The organism is Sandarakinorhabdus sp. AAP62, from assembly GCF_000331225.1.
GTDB lineage: Bacteria > Pseudomonadota > Alphaproteobacteria > Sphingomonadales > Sphingomonadaceae > Sandarakinorhabdus.
The window spans coordinates 33,388-53,363 of the sequence record NZ_ANFY01000009.1 but is presented as its reverse complement, the minus strand read 5'-3'; the positions used below and the strand labels follow the sequence as shown (position 1 = coordinate 53,363).

The following is a 19,976-nucleotide window of genomic DNA, read 5'->3' as shown; positions in this document are numbered from 1 at the left end:
GAGGCAGGCGCATGTGGCTCACATCCGGAAGGTGCCGAACCGGGTTTCCGGCACCGGCTGCTGCAGGGCGGCGGCGAGGCTGAGCGCCACGACAGCGCGCGTGTCTTCCGGCGCGATGATGCCGTCGTCCCACAGGCGGGCGCTGGCGTAATAGGGGTGGCCCTGGGCTTCATATTGGGCGCGGATCGGGGCCTTGAACGCCTCCTCTTCGGCGGCATTCCGGAAGCCGCCGCCTTTCACCGTGGCGAGCACGCTGGCGGCCTGTTCGCTGCCCATCACCGAAATGCGGGCGTTGGGCCACATCCACAGGAATCGGGGGGAATAGGCGCGGCCGCACATGCCGTAATTGCCCGCGCCGAAACTGCCGCCGGTAACGACCGTGATCTTCGGCACCGCCGCGCAGGCAACCGCCGTCACCAGCTTGGCGCCGTGTTTGGCGATGCCTTCATTCTCGAACCGGCGGCCAACCATGAAGCCGCTGATATTCTGCAGGAACAGCAGGGGAATGCGGCGCTGGCATGCCAGTTCGATGAAATGCGCCCCTTTCTGGGCGCTTTCGCTGAACAATATGCCGTTGTTGGCGATGATGCCGACGGGATAGCCTTCGATCTGGGCAAAGCCGGTGACCAGCGTCTCGCCATAGCGCGGCTTGAACTCCTGCAATTCCGAACCATCGACCATGCGGGCAATGATCTCGCGTACGTCCACCGGCACGCGCGTGTCGATGGGGGCGAGCGCGTTGAGTTCCGACGCGTCAAACAAAGGCGGGCGTGATGGCCCGCGCGTCACGGCGGGCGCGGCGGGCAGGGTGGCAACGATGCGGCGGGCGATCTGCAATGCATCCTCATCATTTTCCGCCAGATGATCGGCCACGCCGGAAAGCCGGGTGTGGACGTCGCCGCCGCCCAGATCCTCGGCCGTCACTTCCTCGCCGGTGGCGGCTTTCACCAGCGGCGGGCCGCCCAGGAAAATGGTGCCCTGGTTCTTCACGATGATGGATTCGTCTGCCATCGCCGGCACATAGGCGCCGCCCGCCGTGCAGCTGCCCAGCACGGCGGCAATCTGGGCAATGCCATTGGCGCTCATGTTGGCCTGGTTGAAGAAGATGCGGCCGAAGTGATCGCGATCGGGGAATACCTCGTCCTGCCGGGGCAGGTTGGCACCGCCGCTATCGACAAGATAGACGCAAGGCAGGCCATTCTGCGCCGCGATTTCCTGGGCGCGCAGATGCTTCTTGACGGTGAGCGGGTAATAGCTGCCGCCCTTCACCGTGGCATCATTGGCGACGATCACGCACAGCCGGCCTTCGACCTGGCCGACCCCGGCGATCAGGCCGGCGGCCGGCACATCCTCGCCATAGATATCTTGGGCAGCGAACTGGCCGATTTCCAGAAAGGCGCTGTGCGGATCGATCAGCGCCTCGACACGCTGGCGCGGCAGCAGCTTGCCGCGCGCCACATGTTTCTCGCGCGCGGCGGCCGGGCCACCCAGCGCGATGCGGGCGGCCTTTTCGCGCAGATCGGCGATGAGATCGGCCATGGCCGTGGCCGTGGCGCGGGCGGACGGGGGAAGGGGCTGTCCAATTGGCGGCATGGTTGCGGGTATGGCCGATGTTGGCCATGCGCTCAATGGCCAATCATGCGGCGACGGTCAGGCGTATTGGGCCTGCGCGCCGGTTTTCTGACAGGTCCAGATCTTCTTGTTCAGCCGGCAAATATTCGCGCCGTCGAAGCGGATGGCAAAGCTGAACATGTCGCCTTCGTCGGTGCCCAACTGCAGATAGTGCGGGCCCTCACTGGCGCCGATCACATGCCAGGCGCCCTGCAGATATTCGGCGCTGACCTGCGGAGACTTGCCGGCTTCGACGACACGGGTCTGATTGTGCCAATCGAACATGCCGTCCCGGTGCAATGTCAGGGAGTCGATCCGTTCCCAGCTCATGTCTCTGTCCTCGAACCGGTCAATCCGGCTGAGGATGCTTCCCAGCAACGCTGTCTTGTGATCCCGAACCGCGAACATCAGAAGTGAATAAATCATTTCGTATTCGTTGCCAAGTATGATGAACAGATTGGACGCCGAAATGTTCAGCCAACAATGAAGGCGTCATCACCATTGCCGGCGGTCCATCAGCCATCAGTTCACCACCGGAGATCAACAGCAGCCGATCGCAGCGGCGGGCCAGGTCGAGATCGTGTAATGCCAGCACGACGCCCGCACCGCGCGCGGCTTCGGCTGCCAGCAGTGCCATCACGTCGAGCCGATGGCCGGGATCGAGATTGGCGATCGGTTCATCCAGCAGCAGCCACGCCGGCCGCGCCACGATCGCGCGCGCCAGCAGCACGCGGGCGCGTTCGCCGGTGGAAAGCTGGTTGACCGGGCGATCCGCCAAGGCCGTGGCGTCACAGGCGGCCAGCGCTGCCGTGACCGCGGCGGTATCTGGCGCGGCCGCCGGACCCAGGCCCAGCTGCACCAGGGCAGCAGCGCGCATCGGCCACACCGCATCGCGGCTGGCCGGCAGCCAGGCGAGGCGCTGCGGGTGCGGCACAAGGGGCCGGCCATCCAGGCGCACCGTGCCTGGCCCCCGCGTCAGGCCGGCGAGCGCCTTCAGCAGCGTGGTCTTGCCGGCGCCATTGGCGCCAATCACACCCGTCACCTGGCCCGGGTGGAGTGTCAGGCTTGTGGGGGCCAGCATCGGCGGGCGGGCCAGCGCAATTGCTTCAAGAAGCGAGGTTTCTGGCATCAGCGCCGGCCCATGATCAGCCAGAGGAAGAAGGGCGCGCCGATCAGCGCGGTGAGCACGCCCAGCCGCAGGTCGAGCCCGGCCGGGACCAGCCGCACGGCGATGTCGGCGGCAGTGAGCAGTACGGCGCCGGCCAGTGCTGCGGGCGCAATGGCGGCGCCGGGGCGATGGCCCACGAATGGCCGCACGAGGTGCGGCACGATCAGACCGATGAAGCCGATGCTGCCGGCGACCGCTACGCCGGCCCCGGTGGCCAGCGCGATCCCGAGCACCACCTGCCATTGCACGCTGACGACGCCGACCCCAAGCGATTGCGCCACTTCTTCTCCCAGGGTGAGGGCATCCAGCGAAGGTGCCGTGCGCAGCAGCAGGAAGAGGCCGGCAAGGATCAGCGGCGCGGCCAGGGCCAGCTGCGTCATGCTGCGATCATTGAGGCCGCCCATCAACCAGAACATCAGATCATAGAGTGCGAACGGCGACGGGGCGAGGCTGAGCGACAGGTTGATGGCGACGCCGAGCAGCATGGAAACCGCGACACCGGCCAGCACCAGCCGGGTGGCGGCGGCACCGGTGCCGGCCAACGCGAGCAGCAGCAGCAGCGACAGACCGGCACCGGCGAGGCCGCCGATGGCCATGCCGATCACCCCGGCACCCAGGAAATAGCCCGCCAGCACCGCACCCAGCGCCGCGCCCGAGGACGGCCCCAGCACATCGGGAGAAGCCAGCGGGTTGCGGAAGAACGCCTGTGCCGCCGCGCCCGATGCACCCAGCCCGGCGCCGATGGCCAGCGCCAGGCCGGTGCGCGGCAGGCGCAGTTCGATGAACAGGCTGCGCGCCAGATCAGGGTCCCGCGCCCAAAGCGCTGCCAGATCGACCGGCCCCAGCACCAGTGACGCCAGCGCCAGAGCCAAGCATAGCAAGGCCAGCCCCGCCTTCACGAGAGCGCCTTGCGCAGCCGCATGATCTCTGCCGGCATCGCGGCACCACCGCACAGGAAGGCGCGGCCATCGGCTTCGACCTGGCGGGCCTTCAGCTGGCGCAGCGCCGGATGCTGCGTCCACGCCTGCGGCAGCGATCGCTGGCCGGGGCGATAGACATTGCGGATCAGGATGGCGGGCGGCTGCACCAGCAGGGTTTCAAGGCTGATCTGCCCGCCCCGTTGCTGCCTGATGCCGGCCAGGCGCAACCAGGCGGCCGCCAGCCCGTTCATCGCCGGGGCCAGCCCGCTGCCACCGATCATCAGCCCGGCGCGGGCGGGAGGGGCCGTGGCGGTGAGCGCGGCGACCTTGCTGGCAAAGGCCGCACCGGCCGGCGCATTGCCGACCAAAGCCGCCACCTGGCGCACGTGCGCCGCCACCTCGTCCGGGCTGGCGGGGTAGGGCAGGGCCACCAGTTTCAGCCCCAGCCTGGCGGCCAACGCTGTTGCTTGCGGATCATGGCCCATGGTCAGCACCAGCTGCGGCGACTGGGCCAGCACATCACCCAACTGGCCATTGTTGGTGGCCAGCCCCCGGGCCCGGTCGGCGAGCGGGCTTTCCTGTGGATCGGCGCCGAGCCGGCTGATGCTGGCGATCTGGCCCGGGCGCGCGGTCAGCAGCAGATATTCATCGGTGCACAGGTTGAGGCTGACGATGCGCGATGGGGTGGCTGCGACGGCAACCACCCCCATTGTCATGCTGGCGCAGGCCAGCATCCATCGCGCCGCTTGGGCAAACTTCGGCATGAAAGCACGCGCCCGATCCACAGCGGATGCTGGCCTGCGCCGGCATGACAATATGGGAAGGGCGCGCCCGTTCATCACAACCGGAACCGGATGCCACCATGGACGGTGATGCCAGGCCCACGATAGGCGAACACATCAACCTGGGTCGCATCCAGCGCGTTCTCGATGCGGGCGGTCAGGTCGATGCGTGGCGTGAGGTGCCAGGCGCCGGCCAGCGTCACGATCGTGTAGGCCGGCAGGGTCACCGGCACGAAGCGGGCGAAATCGGTATCGCCGCGCGCGCCGGTGATTGCAGCGGCGGCCGACAGATCGAAATCACGGCTGCTGTAATTGAGCGCGATGCTGCCGCTGTGCCGGGGCCGGCGCACTTCGCGCACCATGGCGGTGCCCGCTGTCTGCTGCTGATTGGCATCCAGATATGTGTAGTTGGCGGTGAGGCCCAACCCCTTGGCCAGTTCGGCCCGGCCCGCGACTTCGACGCCGCGGCGCGTGCTGCGGCCAGTCGCGTTGGCCACGCCGGCGATGAAGGTGATATTGTCGAAGGTGCCGATGATCTCGTTGGTCAGATTGGCGTCGAACAGGGTGACATCAAGGCTGGTGCTGCCGCTGGCCCAGCCGATGCCGGCTTCGAAACTGCGGCTGCGTTCCGGCACCAGATTGGGGTTGCCACGGAAGGAACCCGGGAAGAAACCGAACTGATCGAAGAAGGTCGGATCGGCGATGCCGGTGCCGAATGCGGCGTGCAGGCGGAAATCGCCGATCGGTGCCACCGCGTCGAAACGCACGGTGGTGGCATCGGCAAAGCGGTCGTTCCTGTCGTGACGCACGGCGGCACCGGCTGAAACACCGCTGTCCAGCGTCAGGCGATATTCGCCCACCAGGCTGGTCTGCCGGCGGCGCTGGCGCTGGTTCGATGCGGCCTGGGCATTGGCATCGCGGCTGGAGAAGCGCTCGGTTTCGACATCGAGGGCGGCGGTGAGGCTGTGGCTGGCGCCGGCTGCGTCGAACAGGCCGGTCGATTGCAGACGGAACAGGTCACGCTCGCCATCGCTGCGGTTCTGGAAACTGCCGGCCCGGCGGTTGATGTTGTCGGCGCGCACCGCCATGAAACTGGCGCGTGTTGTCCACGTGCCGTCCAGCAGCGTCAGTGCCGCTTCGGCGCGCAGGGCGGTCTGGCGGCTCCGGGTCGCCAGCGGCTCGTCCCGCGGCACGCCGGTGACGAAGTTGAAGCCGTCAAAGCGCGACGTCGAATCCTGGTGGCGGCCGACCATCAGCAGGGTCAGTTCCGGTGCTGCCCGCCATTCGATGCGACCATGGGCGGTGACATTGTCATAGCCGTCCCTGTCACCGCCGCTGCGGGCGATGTCATAGCCGTCGCTGGACAGGCCGGAAAGTTGCCCGCTGATGGTGAGGTTTTCCCCGGCCCAACCACCGCCGATGCCGCCACGCACGGTGCCAAGGCTGCCGCCCTGCAATTCGCCATGGAACAAGGTGCCGGCCAGCGGCGCGCGGGTAACAATGTTGATGACGCCGCCAATGGCCTGGCTGCCCCACAGGGCCGATTGCGGGCCGCGCAGCACCTCGATGCGGTCCACGCCGTGGCTGAGCAGCGTGTCGAGCCGGAATTCGCCCGAGGAAGCCGGGTCGTTCATCTCGATGCCGTCGATGAAGCTGATGCTGTGATTGGCCTCCGCGCCGCGGATACGGACCTGGGTCTGTGCCCCCATCGGCCCGGTCTGTGCGACCGCAACGCCGGGAACCAGGGTGAGATAATCCTTCACCAGCGGCAGCGACAGGCCCTCGATCTGTGGCTGCCTGATCTGGCTGATGCTGATGCCGGTGCCGGTCAGCGCCACCGGCGTGCGGCTGGCCGCCACGGTGATATAGGAAGGATCCTTCAGATCGGCGATGATGATGCAATCTTCGGGCTTTTCCGCGCACGGGTTGGCAGCGGGCGCGGCGGCGGCGAGCAATAGGGTGGCAAATGACGCAATCGGCATGGAAGCCTCGACCTTTCGTTCGGCCCGGACAGACGCCGGGCACGGGTGAGCGACAAATGTCGCCACGAACGAAAGGCCCGGCTTTGCGCCGGTCCTTCCTCTCATGCACCGCTGGACCCGGCAGGCATGGGGCGACCCCGGGCAGCCCGAACGGGCGACACGGGGAACGGCAGGTCTCCTGGCTTGCGGCTCATGGCGCTGGCGCTTCGCCTTCCCGGGTTCTCCCAGTGGCATGTGAAGCATCAGCTGGCCGCTTACAGTTGCGGGCACAGCGCCGGACTTGGGTTTTCCCCGCACCGGCTTCCCTATTCTCCCGCCGGTCAGGGCGGGCACCGTTCGGTTGCTGGGTTACGCCTGTTGCAATCGGGCGGTCAAGCCGCTATGCCGCGCGTTCAATTTTCCAGGGCCGGTCGGAACCGGTCCGCACCGAAGGAAACCATCATGAAGTCCGGCATCCATCCCCAATATCACACCATCACCGTCAAGATGACCGATGGCACCACCTACCAGACCCGCACGACCTGGGGGAAGGAAGGGGATACGATGAACCTGGAAATCGATCCGACCAGCCATCCGGCGTGGACCGGCGGCACCGGCCGCATGCTCGATGCCGGCGGCCAGGTGGCGCGCTTCAACAAGCGTTTCGCCAGCTTTGGTCTGGGCAAGAAGTAACGCGCAGCGCCGGGAGCGCGCGTTTCGCGCGCCCACAGGCGCAAGTGCGGACGGCGAGCGAAGAGGGCGGCCCCAACAGGCCGCCCTTTTTGACTCGTCCGACGGCGTGGCTCTGCCACGCAACCTTGCCTACTTTTTCGGCTTTCCTGAACGGACTCGGCGGCTTTGCCGCCGGCCGTGCCCTCAGCCCGTTACCATTGCCTTTGCCGCGGCATAATCCGCCTTGCCGTTGGGCGCGCGCGGCACTTTCTTCACGATGTGCACGGTCTTTGGTGTCTTGTAGCCAGCCAGATGCAGGCGCACGTGGGCGCGCAGCTCCTCCACGTCCACCGGCTCATGGGCTTCCACCACGGCGGTCACGCACTGGCCCCATTTTTCATCGGGCAGGCCGAACACAAGGGCATCATCGATGGCAGGGTGGGTTTTCAGCGCTTCTTCCACCTCTTCGGGGAAAACCTTCTCGCCGGCAGTGTTGATGCACTGGCTGCCACGGCCAAGCAGGGTGAAGCTGCCATCCTCCTCGATGATGGCGAAATCGCCGGGGATGGAATAACGCTTGCCGTCGATTTCGGGGAAAGTGGCGGCGCTCTTCACCGGGTCTTTCCAATAGCCGCGCGGGATCAGGCCGCCGCGCGCGATGCGACCCATGGTGCCGGTTGGCACCGGCTTCATGTCGTCACCGATGATCAGCGTGTTGCCATCGGCCATGAACTTGGTCGGCGCCCCGGCATTGTCCCTGGTCTGGGCCGCGGCTCCCAGGCCAAGGCCTTCGGAACTGCCGAGTGAATCGACGATCATCAGGTTCGGCGCATGCCCGAGCAGGCCGGCCTTGACCTCCGGTGACCACATGGTGCCGGACGAGATCATGATCTCCACTTTGGCGATGCTGCCGATGCCGGCATCCAGCGCCTTCAGGATCGGGCGGGCAAAGGCATCACCGACGATGACGACATAATCGCAGGCCTCGCTGGCGCAGGTGGTGGTGGCCTGGCCGGCATCAAAGGTGGCGCCGGGCAGGGTCACGAGGGTGCCGCCCCGACACAGCGTGCCCAGCGCCACGATAAGCCCGGTGCCATGCATCAGCGGCGGCAGGATCATCGCCTTGCGGCGGCCAACACCGGCACGGAGATCGGCGGCATGGGCGGTCATGTCGTGCACCTGCACCGGATCAATGCCGGCGTTCATCAGGCCCCACAGCGCCGCCTGATCCCACATCACGCCCTTGGGCAAACCAGTGGTGCCCCCGGTGTAGATGAACAGCATGTCGGTGGGCTGATGGTCCTGGGGTGGCAATATGTGCCCGGCGCTGGCTTCGGTTTCGAAATCCAGCGCGAAATCCGGCGTTTCGCCGCCGACCTGGATCCAGACCTTCGTGGGCAGGCGGCCGCGGATGGAATCGACCAGCGGCGCAAATTCGGCATCATAGACGCACACGGCCGCATCGCTGTTGTCGAGAATATACCACAGCTCTTCGCCGGTATAACGGTAGTTGACGTTCACATGGACCAGCCGGGCGCGCAGGCAGGCGATCATGCTTTCCGCATATTCAGCGCTGTTGCGCATCAACAGCGCGCAGCGATCGCCGGCCACGGCTCCATGGTTCAACATTGCGGCTGCCAGGCTGGCGCTGCGCTGTCCGACCTCTCCCCAACTGCGGCGTGTCGACCCATGCACCAGCGCCGGCTGATCCGGGTCCAACGTTTTCACCACGGTATCGAGAATGGCACCAAAGCTCTGCTCTTGCGGCATGTATCGTCTCCCCGCTGGCCAATCTAGGGCAGCGGGGGGATGCGTGCAGCCTCCCTTATGCAAGGGGAGCAGAGCGGCTCAGGCGTCCGGCTGCAGCAGCTTGTGCAAGTGGACGACGACATATTTCATCGTCGCATCGTCAACCGTGCGCTGGGCGGCGGAGCGCCAGGCGGTTTCGGCGGTCTTGAAATCGGGGAAGATCCCGACAACGTCGAGATTGGCCGGGTCGACGAAATCGACGCCCTGCGGATCGGCCACGCGGCCACCAAAAACCAGATGCAATTTGCTCATGCGCGGCGTCTAGCCGCAGATGCCGCTATGCGCCAGTGGGGCTTTGCACATACTCGCTCTGCAGCCGCTGCATGGTGGCGGCAAACCAGGCTTCGAACTCCGGCCCGGCCCAGGCGCGGTGATTGCCTTGCCGGTAGCATTCGGCATTGCGCATGTAGAATTCGGCGTTGATGCGGTTGGGCAGCCGGTTGTTGCGGCTGGCGATCACCTTGGCCGGGCTGCCGACGACGATGCTGTTTTCCGGCGCTTCGAACCGGTCCTTGAGGTAGGCATGCTGGCCGACGATGGAACCGCTGCCCACCACCGCGCCATTGTACACCGTGGCGTTGATGCCGATCAGGCAATGATCGCCCACCTGGCAACCGTGCAGCGTTACATGGTGAGTCACGCTGGTATAGGCGCCCACCACCACCGGCTTGCCCGGATCGGTGTGGATCATCACGAAATCCTGAATGTTCGCCCCCTCGTGGATTTCGACATGCGACGTCTCGGCCCGGATCACCGCGTTGCACCAGATGCTGGCATGCGCGCCGATGGAGACATGGCCATAGATCTGGGCCGAAGGATGCACGAACGCCGTGGGGTGAATGTCGATCTGGCTGGTCATGCATGCCCCCGATTGTCATCGCTATTTGGTGTTCACCGCCAGGCCGTTTTTGTTGACGCTCTTCACTTTGCAGCGACGCTTCTCGCATTGGCACTCTTCATGAAAGTGACCAGCGCATCAAAGCCGTTCTTGGCGATATAGCTCGTGAAATCCGCTTCGTGGGTGAGCGACAGGTTGACGCCCGCCACCACCAGATTGTTGACCATGAGCTTTCCGCCAGCCGATTTCACCTGCCAGATTGTATCAATGGGCTGCGCGCCGGGGCGGGTGACGCGGGTATAGACCTCCGTGAACGGCCCACGGCCCAGCGTGCGCTGCACCTGAACCTTGGCATCGGAATAGTCGTAAAGTCGATCCGCATAGGCATTCAGCACGAATTCCGGGAAGGCAGCGCGATAGGCTTCCAGTTGTGCGGGTGTGAGCGTCGCCTTCTGGCGGCGGATCAGGCGCATGCCGATATCATCCAGCGCGACATTCTGGGTGAGCATGGTGCGGAACTTGGCCCGAGACGCCTGCTTGCTCAACGATTTGTCGCGCAACACCGCAAAGCCGTCGTTCACCAGTTTCTCGATGAACGGCCGGGCGGCGGGGTCGCCGGGGCTGGCGGCCGTGGCGGCGCCAACTTGAGCAGCAGCAGGAAGGGCGGGCAGGGCAGCGGCCAGCGCGGCCGCAATCAGCAGATGAGCATGTTTCATGGCCGGCAGCCTTGGCAGGGCAATGCTGAACGGGAGATCAACGCCAAAAAACTCAACGGTTGGTGAGCCGCCGGGCCAGCGCGCCGATGCTGCGCTTTTCCGCGCTGCTGGTCGGGAACAGCAAGGCGAGGGCCGCGCCGGCGGCAATGCCGGCCAGGATGGCGATCACCGGATTGTCCTTCACCAGTTCGCGGGCATCGTCGATGCGGTCGCTGCCTGTGGCGGCGGCCGTCAGCGCGCTGTCGTCATAATCACTGTAATCTTCCAGATCATGGCCCAGGTCGAGCTCGGCCTTGCTGATGCGGTTGCCGGCGTAGAGCGCCAGGCCCACGGCCGCGACGGCGGCGCCCGTGGCCACCGGGTGCGCCTTCACTACATTGCCGGCATCGCGGGCGAGATCGGTGCCGCGCAGTTTCACCACGGTCAGCGCTTCATCCACCATGCGGCGCGGGGTCAGGCGATCGGCGAGACCATTGACCTCGTCAACCAGCGACGCGCCGGCATCATCGGCTGCGCGGGCCAGATCTTCGATGGTGGCGGTCTCGGTCATGGGCGTGGTTCCTTGGGATGGGCGGGCTTGCGGGCGGCAAAACGATCAATCTGTGCCTGCAATGTGGCCATCGAACGGCGCGGCGCAAGATCGACGGCAGCAAGGCGCGACAGGCTGTGCCTTGCCAGCGCCCATGCTGCCACGATTGCGACGAAAGCGACAATCAAACACGCCATTATGGGCCCAACAAATTGCGCCAGGCCCCATACGGCAGCGACCAGCAGCAGCGTGACGGCAGTGAACAGCAGGCCCGATGCCAGCAGCAGCAGCAGCAGCGGCGTGCGCAAGGCGCCAGCGTTGGCGCGCAGTTCCGCCGCGGTCAGCCGCGACAGGGTCTGCATCAGCAGCAGGAAGCCGCCGACCAGATGCCGCGCCTGGGCTGCAAGGCCGCTGCCGATCAATCCCGTGCCGCCTTCAACATGCGCCCGGCCAGAAAGCCGATGGCAATGGCAACCCCGATCGCGGCGCCGGGCTGGGCGCGCACCAGTTCACGGCCGTCCTCCACCAGTTCTTCCACCGATTTCTGTTCCAGCGCGTCGGCGATGCTGTTGATGCTGCCGGCATAATCACCCAGCACGCGGGTGACGGGAGCGGCATGTTCGCCCAGCGCGTCGCTGACCACATCCGACAGCGAGGTGAGGCCACGCACCTGGCCCACCAGGCTATCCCGTGCATCCTCGACCATGGCGATCAGCCGGTCCCGCACAAAATCCAGCAGACTTTCGAGGCCATTGCTGCCGGGCGTGGCGATGCCGTCATTGCCGTCGTCGGTCCAGTCGCTGGCATCTATGGGGAGCTGGTCAGTCATCGGGCCATCCACATCAGGTCATGCTTGCCCGCACGGGCGCACCTCTCTATCTGGCGTGACCGACGCCGCTGCGCAAGCAGGCAGCTTCACCCACGGCAAAGGGAACGCCCGACCATGACCGCGATCATCGACATTCACGCCCGCGAAATTCTCGACAGCCGGGGCAATCCCACCGTGGAAGTGGACGTGGTGCTGGAGGATGGCAGCACCGGCCGCGCGGCGGTGCCGTCGGGCGCCTCCACGGGTGCTCATGAAGCGGTCGAGCTGCGCGATGGCGACAAGGCGCGCTATCTGGGCAAGGGTGTGCTCAAGGCAGTCGCCGCCGTGAATGGCGAGATTTACGACGCGTTGGCCGGCATGGAAGCCGAGGAGCAGGGCGCCGTTGACGCCGCCATGATCGAACTGGATGGCACGGCCAACAAGGGCCGCCTGGGCGCCAATGCCATCCTGGGTGTTTCCCTCGCCGTTGCCAAGGCTGCCGCCGATTCGCGCGGGCTGCCGCTGCATCGCTATGTGGGCGGCGTGTCGGCGCGGCTGCTGCCGGTGCCGATGATGAACATCATCAACGGCGGCGCCCATGCCGATAACCCGATCGATTGCCAGGAATTCATGGTGATGCCGGTGGGTGCCAGAAGTGTCGCCGAAGCCGTGCGCTGGGGGGCGGAGATTTTCCACACGTTGAAGAGCGAACTGAAGGCGCAGGGCCACAACACGGCGGTGGGCGATGAAGGCGGCTTTGCGCCCAATCTCCACGGCAGCCGCGCGGCGCTGGATTTCATCATGGCCTCGGTTGAAAAGGCCGGCTTCAAGCCCGGCAATGACGTGATGCTGGCGTTGGACCCGGCGGCCACCGAATTTTTCCACGATGGCCATTATGTGCTGTCGAGCGAGAATCTCACCCTCACGCCGGCACAGATGGTCGATTACTGGGCGGCGCTGTGTGCCGATTATCCCATTCTCTCCATCGAAGACGGCATGGCCGAAGACGATATGGAAGGCTGGAAGATCCTGACCGACAGGCTGGGCGGCAGCGTGCAGCTGGTGGGCGATGATCTGTTCGTCACCAACCCGGCGCGGCTGGGGCAGGGCATCAAGGATGGCCTTGCCAATGCGTTGCTGGTCAAGGTCAACCAGATCGGCACGCTCACCGAAACACTGGCCGCCGTCGAACTGGCACACCGCAACCGCTATCGCAGCGTCATGTCGCACCGCTCGGGCGAAACCGAGGATGCCACCATCGCCGATCTCGCCGTCGCCTGCGGCTGCGGCCAGATCAAGACTGGCAGCCTTGCCCGTTCCGACCGGTTGGCCAAGTACAACCAGCTCATCCGCATCGAGGAAGAATTGGGTTCAGACGCGGTGTACGCCGGACGGTCCGTGTTGCGCTGAGGTTGCTCCGCCGCGCTCCCGCCTCTATCCAGGGGTCCGTGCGCCGTTTCCTGCTGCTTTTGTGCCTGTTGTGGGCCGCTCCGGTGTGGGCGGCGCGCATCACCGCGCTGGAAAGCCAGCCAGGCCGGGTGATCATCACCGCCGATGGCCCGTTGCCGGCGGCGCAGGCCTTTGCGCTCTCCACCCCGTTCCGGCTGGTGGTGGATTTTGTCGGCGTCGTCGAACCGGGCCTTTCCGCGCCGGGCACCAACAGTGTTTCCAATCTGCGCGCCGCGATGTTTGCGCCTGGCACGGCCCGCCTGGTCATCGATCTGAAAGCGCCGGTGATCATTCGCGAGGCGCGGGCGCAGGGCAATCAGGTGACGCTGCTGCTGGAACGCGCGCCGCCCGATGTGTTCGCCGCGGCCGTGGCACGTGGCCGCAAGCCCTTGCCGCTCCTGCGCAGCGATGGTCCGCCGCCACTGCCCACGCTGGCCACCGGCAGTTTCAGCCTGCCGCCGGAATTCGGCCGCACGCGCGGCGCGCCTGACAAGCCGGAACCAGAGAAGCCGGCCGCCGAGCCACCAGCCGGGAAGCCGGCAATCACCCCGCCCCGGCCGGCCCCCGAACCCCTGGCAGAACCGCAAGCCACCCGCAGCGGCGTCAAGTCCCGCACCGGCGGCAAGCCGCTGGTGGTGATCGATGCCGGCCACGGCGGCAAGGACGTCGGCGCCATCGCCGTCAGCGGCGGTTACGAGAAGGACATCACGCTCGCCATCGCCCGCGAGGCCGCCCGCATCTTGCGCGATCGCGGGCGGGTGCGGGTGAAGCTGACCCGTGACGATGATCGCTTCATCCCGCTGGGTGGCCGCGTCCGCATTGCCCGCGATGCCCGCGCCGATCTGTTCATCTCCATCCATGCCGATTCCGCGCCGAATGACCAGGCGCGCGGTGCTTCGGTCTATACGTTGTCGGCCGTGGCCAGCGATGCCATCGCCGAGCGGTTGGCGGCGCGCGAAAACAAGGCGGACATCATCGGCGGCGTCAACCTGGGCGTCGAAGCGCCGGAAGTTGGTGAAATCATGGTCGATCTGGCGCGGCGGGCCACAAACAATGTCTCGGTGCAATTTGCCGATCTGCTGCAGAATGGCCTGGAGGAGCAGGAGGTCGGCTTTCGCGGCGAATTCCACCATTTCGCCGCCTTTGCCGTGCTGAAGGCGCCTGATGTGCCCTCCGTGCTGCTCGAAACCGGCTATGTCACCAACAAGGCCGATGCCGAGCGCCTGTTCTCCAGCGAAGGCCGCCAGCGCATGGCCCGCGGCATCGCCCGCGCCATCGAGCGGCATCTGACCGGGAAGTGACTTCCCAGTGACGCGCCTGCCCGCTATCCGTCTTGGCGTGTCCCGCAATCGCCTTTTGCTGCTGATCGGCCTGCCGCTTTTGCTGGCCGGCATCTTCTATTGGCAGGCAACGAAGGGCCTGCCGTCGGAAGCCGAGCTGTCCGCCTTCACCCCGGCGCTGCCATCGACCGTGCGCGACGTGAATGGCGAGATCGTGACAAGCTATACGCGCGAACGCCGCATCTTCGTGCCCTACGCCGAGCTGCCGCCCCGCCTGGTGCAGGCCTATATCTCGGCGGAGGACAAGGGCTTTTTCGAGCACGAAGGGATCGATTGGCTCGGCATCGTGCGGGCCGTCTTCACCAATATTGAATCACTGTTTTCCGACAAGCGGCCGGTGGGGGCCTCCACCATCACCCAGCAGGTCGCCAAGAGCCTGGTTGGCAACGAAGTCTCGTTGTGGCGCAAGATCCGTGAAGCGATCCTGGCGCGCCGCCTGGAAAGCGCCTTGTCAAAGCAGCAGATCCTCGAAATTTACCTCAATCAGATCTTTCTGGGCCGCAACGCCTATGGCGTTGAAGCCGCCGCCCAGGCCTATTTCGGCAAATCGGTGGAGCAACTCGATCTGGCCCAGATGGCCTATCTCGCCATCCTGCCCAAGGCGCCTTCGACTTACGATCCGGTGCGCCGGCGCGAGCGGGCGCTGGCCCGGCGCGATTATGTGCTGAACCAGATGGCGGAAAACGGCCATATCAGCGAAGCCGAGCGAGCGTTTGCGGCGGCCAGCCCGCTGGATGCCATCCCCAATCGCGCGCTGCCGCGGCCGCGCGATGATTATTTCGTCGAGGATGTGCGCCGCACGCTCATCGCCCAGTTTGGCGAAGCGCAGGAAGACGGGCCCAACAGCATCTATGGCGGCGGTCTGTGGATCCGCACCTCGCTCGATCCGCTCATGCAGGCCGCAGCCGAACAGGCGATGCGCGATGGCTTCACCCGCTTTGAGGCAGGGCGGGCGTGGCGCGGACCGGTGAAGAACATCGAACTTGGCGCCAATGACTCTGGGGGTTGGCCGGGTCGGCTGTCGGGCACACAGGTGCCGTTGGGCTATCCGCAATGGGTGAAGGCCGTTGTGCTGGCCAAGCAGGGCAATGACAGCACGATCGGTTTCACCGATGGGCGCAGCGATACGCTCTATGCCCGCAATGCCGCACGGCCTTATCGCGCCACCCAGCGTTCGGCCGCCCAGGTGCTGCGCCCCGGTGACGTGATCGTTGTCACTCGCACCGCCGCCGGCTGGGCGCTGCGCCAGCCCCCGGAAGTCTCGGGCGGCATGGTGGTCGAAGAGGTGGCCAGCGGCCGGGTGCGCGCCATGGTGGGTGGCTTTGATGCCCGCGCCCAGGCCTTCAACCGGGCCACCCAGGCCAATCGCCAGCCCGGATCGACGTTCAAGCCGATCGTTTATGCAACCGCGATGGACAATGGCTTCACCCCGGCCAGCATCGTGGTCGATGGCAGCTATTGCGTGTTCCAGACCAAGCTGCTGGGAACCAAGTGCTTCAAGAATTTCAACAATATGCGCTCGGCCGGACCGCAGACGCTGCGTTGGGGCCTCGAACAGTCGCGCAATCTGATGACGGTGCGCATCGCGGACGCTACCGGCATGGATCGCATCGTGGCGCAGGCCAAGGCGCTGGGCATCGGCGACTATCAGCCGGTGCTGTCGATCGCGCTGGGGGCCGGCGAAACCACGGTGATGAAGCTCACCAACGCCTATGCCCAGATCTTCAACCAGGGCCGCAAGTTGCAGCCGGGACTGATTGATTATGTGCAGGATCGTTCGGGCAAAGTGATCTGGCGGCGGGACAATCGCGGCTGCCCCGGTTGCAACGCGCCGGATTGGAACGGTGGGGCGATGCCGCGCCCGCAGGGCCGGATCGAACAGGCGATGGACGCGCGCACGGCGTTCCAGATCCTGCATGTGATGGAGGGCGTGATCCAGCGCGGCACCGGCACGGCGCTGCTGCCCCTGAATCGGCCGCTGGCCGGCAAGACCGGCACCACCAACGGCCCGCGCGATGTGTGGTTCGTCGGCGGCACGCAGGACATCGTGGCCGGCCTTTATCTGGGCTATGATCAGCCGCGCGACATGGGCCGCTCAGCCCAGGGCGGCACGCTGGCGGCGCCGATCTGGCGGCAATGGGGGCAGGTGGCGCTGAAGGACTGGCCAACATTGCCCTTTGCCATCCCGCCCGGCGTGCGGATGGTCCGCATCGATCGCCGGTCCGGCAAGCGCGTGTTTGGGGTCTGGCCCGATGCCGGATACAAGCCGGCGGTGATCTGGGAGGCCTTCAAGCCCGACAGCGAGCCGCGCCGCATCAACCGTGCCGCCGACGTGTTTGACAGGCGTTCGGCCGGCCCGATCCGGTCTGACGCCGAGTTCCTGGAATCCGAAGGCGGTATCTACTGACGCGCCATCTTGCGCGCTGGCGCTGCGGCCTCTATCCCGCCGCTTCATTGTTCACTGGAACCACGTGATGAGAGCCGAAGCCGAAAATGCCACCCTCCAGATCAAGCAGGCGCTGGACCTGCTGAGGAGGTCTCTTTGACTGGGATCGCGCCCTTCGCCGTCTCGATGAACTGAACGCACGGGTTGAAGACCCAAAGCTGTGGGACAATCCAAAGGCCGCGCAGGCGCTGATGACCGAGCGCCGCCGCCTTGATGAAGCCATCACCGCCACCCGCGATATCGAGCGTGATCTTGCCGACACGCGCGAGCTGATCGAACTTGCCGAAATGGAAGGCGATGAAGCGCTGGCCGATGATGGTGTGGCCGCGTTGAAGGCGCTGGCCGCCAAGGCCGAGAAGGACAAGGTTGCCGCGTTGCTGTCGGGTGAGGCCGACAACAACGACACTTACATCGAAGTCAATTCCGGCGCCGGCGGCACCGAGAGCCAGGATTGGGCCTCGATGCTGCTGCGCATGTATCAGCGCTGGGCCGAAAAACATGGCTACAAGGTCGAACTGATCGATTTCAACAGCGGCGAAACCGCGGGCATCAAGAATGCCACGCTGCTGGTGAAGGGCGCCCAGGCCTATGGCTGGGCCAAGACCGAAAGCGGTGTGCACCGCCTCGTCCGGATCAGCCCCTATGACAGCGCGGCGCGGCGGCATACCAGCTTTGCCTCGGTGTGGGTCTATCCCCAGGTGGACGATGATATCGAGATCGAAGTGAAGGAAAGCGATCTCAAGATCGACACCTATCGCGCGTCGGGCGCCGGCGGCCAGCACGTGAACACCACCGATTCGGCCATCCGCATCACCCATATTCCGACCGGCGTGATCGTTGCCTGCCAGAACGAGCGCAGCCAGCACAAGAACCGCGCCACCGCGATGAAGATGCTGAAGGCGCGCCTGTACGAGCGTGAACTTGCGATCCGCGAGGCGGAAGCCGCCAAGACCGAAGCCAGCAAGACCGACATCGGCTGGGGCCACCAGATCCGGTCCTACGTGCTCCAGCCCTATCAGCTGGTGAAGGACCTGCGCACCGGCGTTACCTCCACCAGCCCCGGCGACGTGCTGGATGGCGATGTCGATCCGTTCATGGCCGCCGCCCTGGCGCAGCGCGTCACCGGCGAGACGGTGGATGTGGAGGACGTGGACTAACGCCTGAGCCTGATCTCGCTTTCGGCGCTGACATAGTCCCATTCCTCGCTGGCGCGCAGTTGGGCCAGCATGGCGTCGAAGGCCGGTTCGTCGCTGGGCGCGAATTCAAACCAGGTGAGAAAGTCAAACGGCTCACCCAGATCGCGGCCATGAAAAAGCGTGCGGGACACGGCGGGCAGCACGGTCATGCCGATGCGCATGTGGCGGGCGCGGGCATAGATGGCGAGGCGCTCATCCTGGGCCAGCGCCCACCACGCCGCATTCTTGCTCATCGGGATCAGCACCGCACACTGATCGCCCCGATCGGCCGGCGCGCCATTGGCCAACAGCTCGCTGCGTTCGCGCGCCGTGGTATAGCGCAGATTGCTGTTGAAACCGCGCGCCTGCCAGGGGGCCGGTCCGGGCTGCTCGGGTCCAATGGCGAGACGGTCGAACGCCGGAATCGCCGGGCCAGTGAGGTGACGCCGGTTTACCACCTGCCAGGGGCCGTGATCGCCGCCGCGAAACTGGGTGATGGGGTTTGTCATGCCTGCCAGTTCGCTGGCCGGCATGGCGAGGTTACTGGAACTGCGCCTGATAGCGCGCCAGTCCGGCGTCGAGATCGGTGATCAGGTCGCTGGCATCTTCCAGCCCGATCGACAGCCGCACGATCGGCCCGGGCAGGGGCGTTTGCGTCGCCGTGCGGATGCGGTCCAGCTCGACGGGCAGCACCAGCGATTCATAGCCGCCCCAGGAAAAACCGATGCCGAAATGCTGGAGGCTGTCGATCAGCGCGGCGGTGTGCGGCCGGCTGCCCTGCTTCAGCACCATGGCAAAAAGTCCGGTGGAGCCACTGAAATCACGGCAGAACAGCGCGTGATCGGGATGAGAGGGCAGGGCCGGGTGCCAGACCCGGTCGACGGCAGGGTGGGTTTCCAGCCAGCGCGCAATGGTCAGCGCCGACTGCTCGTGCCGATCGAGCCGCAGGCCCAGCGTTCGCAGGCCGCGCAGCACCAGCGCGCAATCATCCGCCGAAACGAAATGGCCAAGGCGGTAAGCAGTCGCCTTCAGCCGCGGCCAGAGCGCCGGGGTGGTCGTCGCGCTGCCCATCATCACGTCGCTGTGGCCGCCGACATATTTGGTCAGCGCCTGGATGCTGATATCCACGCCCAGGGCCAACGGTTGCAGCCGCAACGGCGTTGCCCAGGTATTGTCGATCAGCGTGGTGATGCCGCGGGCCCGTGCAACCGCAGTGATGGCCGGCACATCCTGAATCTCGAATGAAAGAGAACCAGGCGATTCCAGCAGGATGGCCTTGGTCTTCTCAGAAATCACGTCAATGATGCCAGCGCCGCAGCGCGGGTCAAGATAACGCGTGGTGATGCCCATCGGCCCGAGCAGATGGTCGGCAAATGTCCGGCTCGGTTCATAGGCGCTGTCAGTCACCAGCAGTTCGTCGCCGGCCTTCAGGCAGCTCAGCAGGCTGGTAGTGATGGCGGCCACACCCGATGGAAACAGCTTTGTGCCAGCAGCGCCCGGTTCCAGTCCGGTCAACGCGTCTTCCAGGGCCCAATGGGTCTGGGTGCCGCGCCGGCCGTAATAGAGACCGGCATCCGGATCGCCGATCGCCCGGTCCAGATCAGCGAGCGATTCGAACAGGATGGTCGACGCCCGCGCCACGGGCGGGTTGACCATGTCGACGGCATGTTCGCGGCCGACCTCGGCCAACCTTGTGCCTGTGCCCAGCGCCGACAGGTCTGGCCGCGGCGGGCGCCTTGCAGTCATCGGGCG

20 protein-coding genes and 1 riboswitch are annotated in these 19,976 nt (G+C 65.9%); of the genes, 5 read left to right on the top strand and 15 right to left on the bottom strand.

The genetic code is table 11. The annotated features are described in order from the left end of the window. Window positions 1-18: 18 nt before the first annotated feature. The 6 genes from D619_RS0109820 to D619_RS0109795 form a co-directional block, all read right to left on the bottom strand. On the bottom strand, window positions 19-1,593 hold the full coding sequence (locus tag D619_RS0109820; protein ID WP_026090918.1) for a carboxyl transferase domain-containing protein: 1,575 nt from the start codon (window positions 1,591-1,593) through the stop codon (window positions 19-21). Between the two features lie 57 nt (window positions 1,594-1,650). After that, window positions 1,651-1,941: a hypothetical protein gene (locus tag D619_RS16305; RefSeq protein ID WP_020480455.1), complete on the bottom strand. Its 291-nt coding sequence runs from the start codon at window positions 1,939-1,941 to the stop codon at window positions 1,651-1,653. A gap of 19 nt (window positions 1,942-1,960) precedes the next feature. Next, entirely contained in the window at window positions 1,961-2,692 is a 732-nt protein-coding gene (locus tag D619_RS16300; protein WP_193743290.1) for an ABC transporter ATP-binding protein, read from the bottom strand. Between the two features lie 47 nt (window positions 2,693-2,739). Further along, window positions 2,740-3,651: an iron ABC transporter permease gene (locus tag D619_RS0109805; RefSeq protein ID WP_243442633.1), complete on the bottom strand. Its 912-nt coding sequence runs from the start codon at window positions 3,649-3,651 to the stop codon at window positions 2,740-2,742. A 23-nt stretch (window positions 3,652-3,674) separates the two neighbouring features. Further along, window positions 3,675-4,415: an ABC transporter substrate-binding protein gene (locus D619_RS0109800; RefSeq protein WP_152417404.1), complete on the bottom strand. Its 741-nt coding sequence runs from the start codon at window positions 4,413-4,415 to the stop codon at window positions 3,675-3,677. A 122-nt stretch (window positions 4,416-4,537) separates the two neighbouring features. Beyond that, the gene (locus D619_RS0109795; RefSeq protein WP_193743289.1) at window positions 4,538-6,463 is read right to left on the bottom strand and encodes a TonB-dependent receptor; all 1,926 of its coding nucleotides are present in this window, start codon (window positions 6,461-6,463) and stop codon (window positions 4,538-4,540) included. Between the two features lie 150 nt (window positions 6,464-6,613). Beyond that, a riboswitch (cobalamin riboswitch) is annotated at window positions 6,614-6,815 on the bottom strand. Between the two features lie 89 nt (window positions 6,816-6,904). Here D619_RS0109795 and rpmE point away from each other — a divergent pair. Further along, window positions 6,905-7,135 carry a 50S ribosomal protein L31 gene (gene rpmE, locus D619_RS0109790; RefSeq protein ID WP_026090916.1) on the top strand — a complete coding sequence of 77 codons (231 nt, stop codon included), beginning with the start codon at window positions 6,905-6,907 and terminating at the stop codon, window positions 7,133-7,135. A 183-nt stretch (window positions 7,136-7,318) separates the two neighbouring features. On the opposite strand, the gene D619_RS0109785 is transcribed toward rpmE, so the two are convergent. The 7 genes from D619_RS0109785 to D619_RS0109755 form a co-directional block, all read right to left on the bottom strand. Continuing rightward, window positions 7,319-8,884 (bottom strand): AMP-binding protein, encoded by a 1,566-nt coding sequence (locus tag D619_RS0109785; RefSeq protein ID WP_017668407.1) that lies wholly within the window; start codon window positions 8,882-8,884, stop codon window positions 7,319-7,321. A gap of 78 nt (window positions 8,885-8,962) precedes the next feature. Beyond that, window positions 8,963-9,175, bottom strand: coding sequence for a DUF4170 domain-containing protein (locus D619_RS0109780; protein WP_017668406.1), 213 nt, complete (start codon window positions 9,173-9,175; stop codon window positions 8,963-8,965). A 25-nt stretch (window positions 9,176-9,200) separates the two neighbouring features. Then, complete coding sequence (locus D619_RS0109775; RefSeq protein ID WP_017668405.1) at window positions 9,201-9,782, bottom strand: gamma carbonic anhydrase family protein; 582 nt, start codon at window positions 9,780-9,782, stop codon at window positions 9,201-9,203. A gap of 62 nt (window positions 9,783-9,844) precedes the next feature. After that, window positions 9,845-10,477 carry an ABC transporter substrate-binding protein gene (locus tag D619_RS0109770; protein ID WP_017668404.1) on the bottom strand — a complete coding sequence of 211 codons (633 nt, stop codon included), beginning with the start codon at window positions 10,475-10,477 and terminating at the stop codon, window positions 9,845-9,847. 52 nt (window positions 10,478-10,529) lie between these two features. Then, on the bottom strand, window positions 10,530-11,027 hold the full coding sequence (locus D619_RS0109765; RefSeq protein ID WP_017668403.1) for a hypothetical protein: 498 nt from the start codon (window positions 11,025-11,027) through the stop codon (window positions 10,530-10,532). Next, window positions 11,024-11,428 carry a phage holin family protein gene (locus D619_RS0109760; protein WP_017668402.1) on the bottom strand — a complete coding sequence of 135 codons (405 nt, stop codon included), beginning with the start codon at window positions 11,426-11,428 and terminating at the stop codon, window positions 11,024-11,026. Before D619_RS0109760 ends, D619_RS0109765 begins: the two co-directional genes overlap by 4 nt. Then, window positions 11,425-11,835 (bottom strand): hypothetical protein, encoded by a 411-nt coding sequence (locus D619_RS0109755; protein ID WP_017668401.1) that lies wholly within the window; start codon window positions 11,833-11,835, stop codon window positions 11,425-11,427. Before D619_RS0109755 ends, D619_RS0109760 begins: the two co-directional genes overlap by 4 nt. 114 nt (window positions 11,836-11,949) lie before the next feature. Here D619_RS0109755 and eno point away from each other — a divergent pair, with 114 nt between their 5' ends. The 4 genes from eno to prfB all read left to right on the top strand — a co-directional run bounded on the left by eno (window position 11,950) and on the right by prfB (window position 18,206). Next, the gene (gene eno, locus D619_RS0109750; RefSeq protein ID WP_017668400.1) at window positions 11,950-13,224 is read left to right on the top strand and encodes a phosphopyruvate hydratase; all 1,275 of its coding nucleotides are present in this window, start codon (window positions 11,950-11,952) and stop codon (window positions 13,222-13,224) included. Window positions 13,225-13,262: 38 nt separating this feature from the next. Further along, on the top strand, window positions 13,263-14,564 hold the full coding sequence (locus D619_RS16295) for an N-acetylmuramoyl-L-alanine amidase (RefSeq protein ID WP_017668399.1): 1,302 nt from the start codon (window positions 13,263-13,265) through the stop codon (window positions 14,562-14,564). Between the two features lie 7 nt (window positions 14,565-14,571). Next, entirely contained in the window at window positions 14,572-17,010 is a 2,439-nt protein-coding gene (locus D619_RS0109740; protein WP_152417403.1) for a PBP1A family penicillin-binding protein, read from the top strand. 67 nt (window positions 17,011-17,077) lie between these two features. Then, window positions 17,078-18,206, top strand: a protein-coding gene (prfB, locus tag D619_RS0109735) for a peptide chain release factor 2 (RefSeq protein ID WP_152417402.1) whose coding sequence is annotated in 2 segments (ribosomal slippage) — window positions 17,078-17,146 and window positions 17,148-18,206 — 1,128 coding nt in all. Because the reading frame shifts where the segments join, the coding sequence is not laid out codon by codon here. Here prfB and D619_RS0109730 read toward each other — a convergent pair. Together D619_RS0109730 and metC are read right to left on the bottom strand one after the other, a co-directional pair. After that, on the bottom strand, window positions 18,203-18,733 hold the full coding sequence (locus D619_RS0109730; protein ID WP_026090914.1) for a chlorite dismutase family protein: 531 nt from the start codon (window positions 18,731-18,733) through the stop codon (window positions 18,203-18,205). The genes prfB and D619_RS0109730 overlap by 4 nt on opposite strands. A 31-nt stretch (window positions 18,734-18,764) precedes the next feature. Beyond that, window positions 18,765-19,970 carry a cystathionine beta-lyase gene (gene metC / locus D619_RS0109725; protein WP_033373384.1) on the bottom strand — a complete coding sequence of 402 codons (1,206 nt, stop codon included), beginning with the start codon at window positions 19,968-19,970 and terminating at the stop codon, window positions 18,765-18,767. Window positions 19,971-19,976 lie beyond the last annotated feature (6 nt).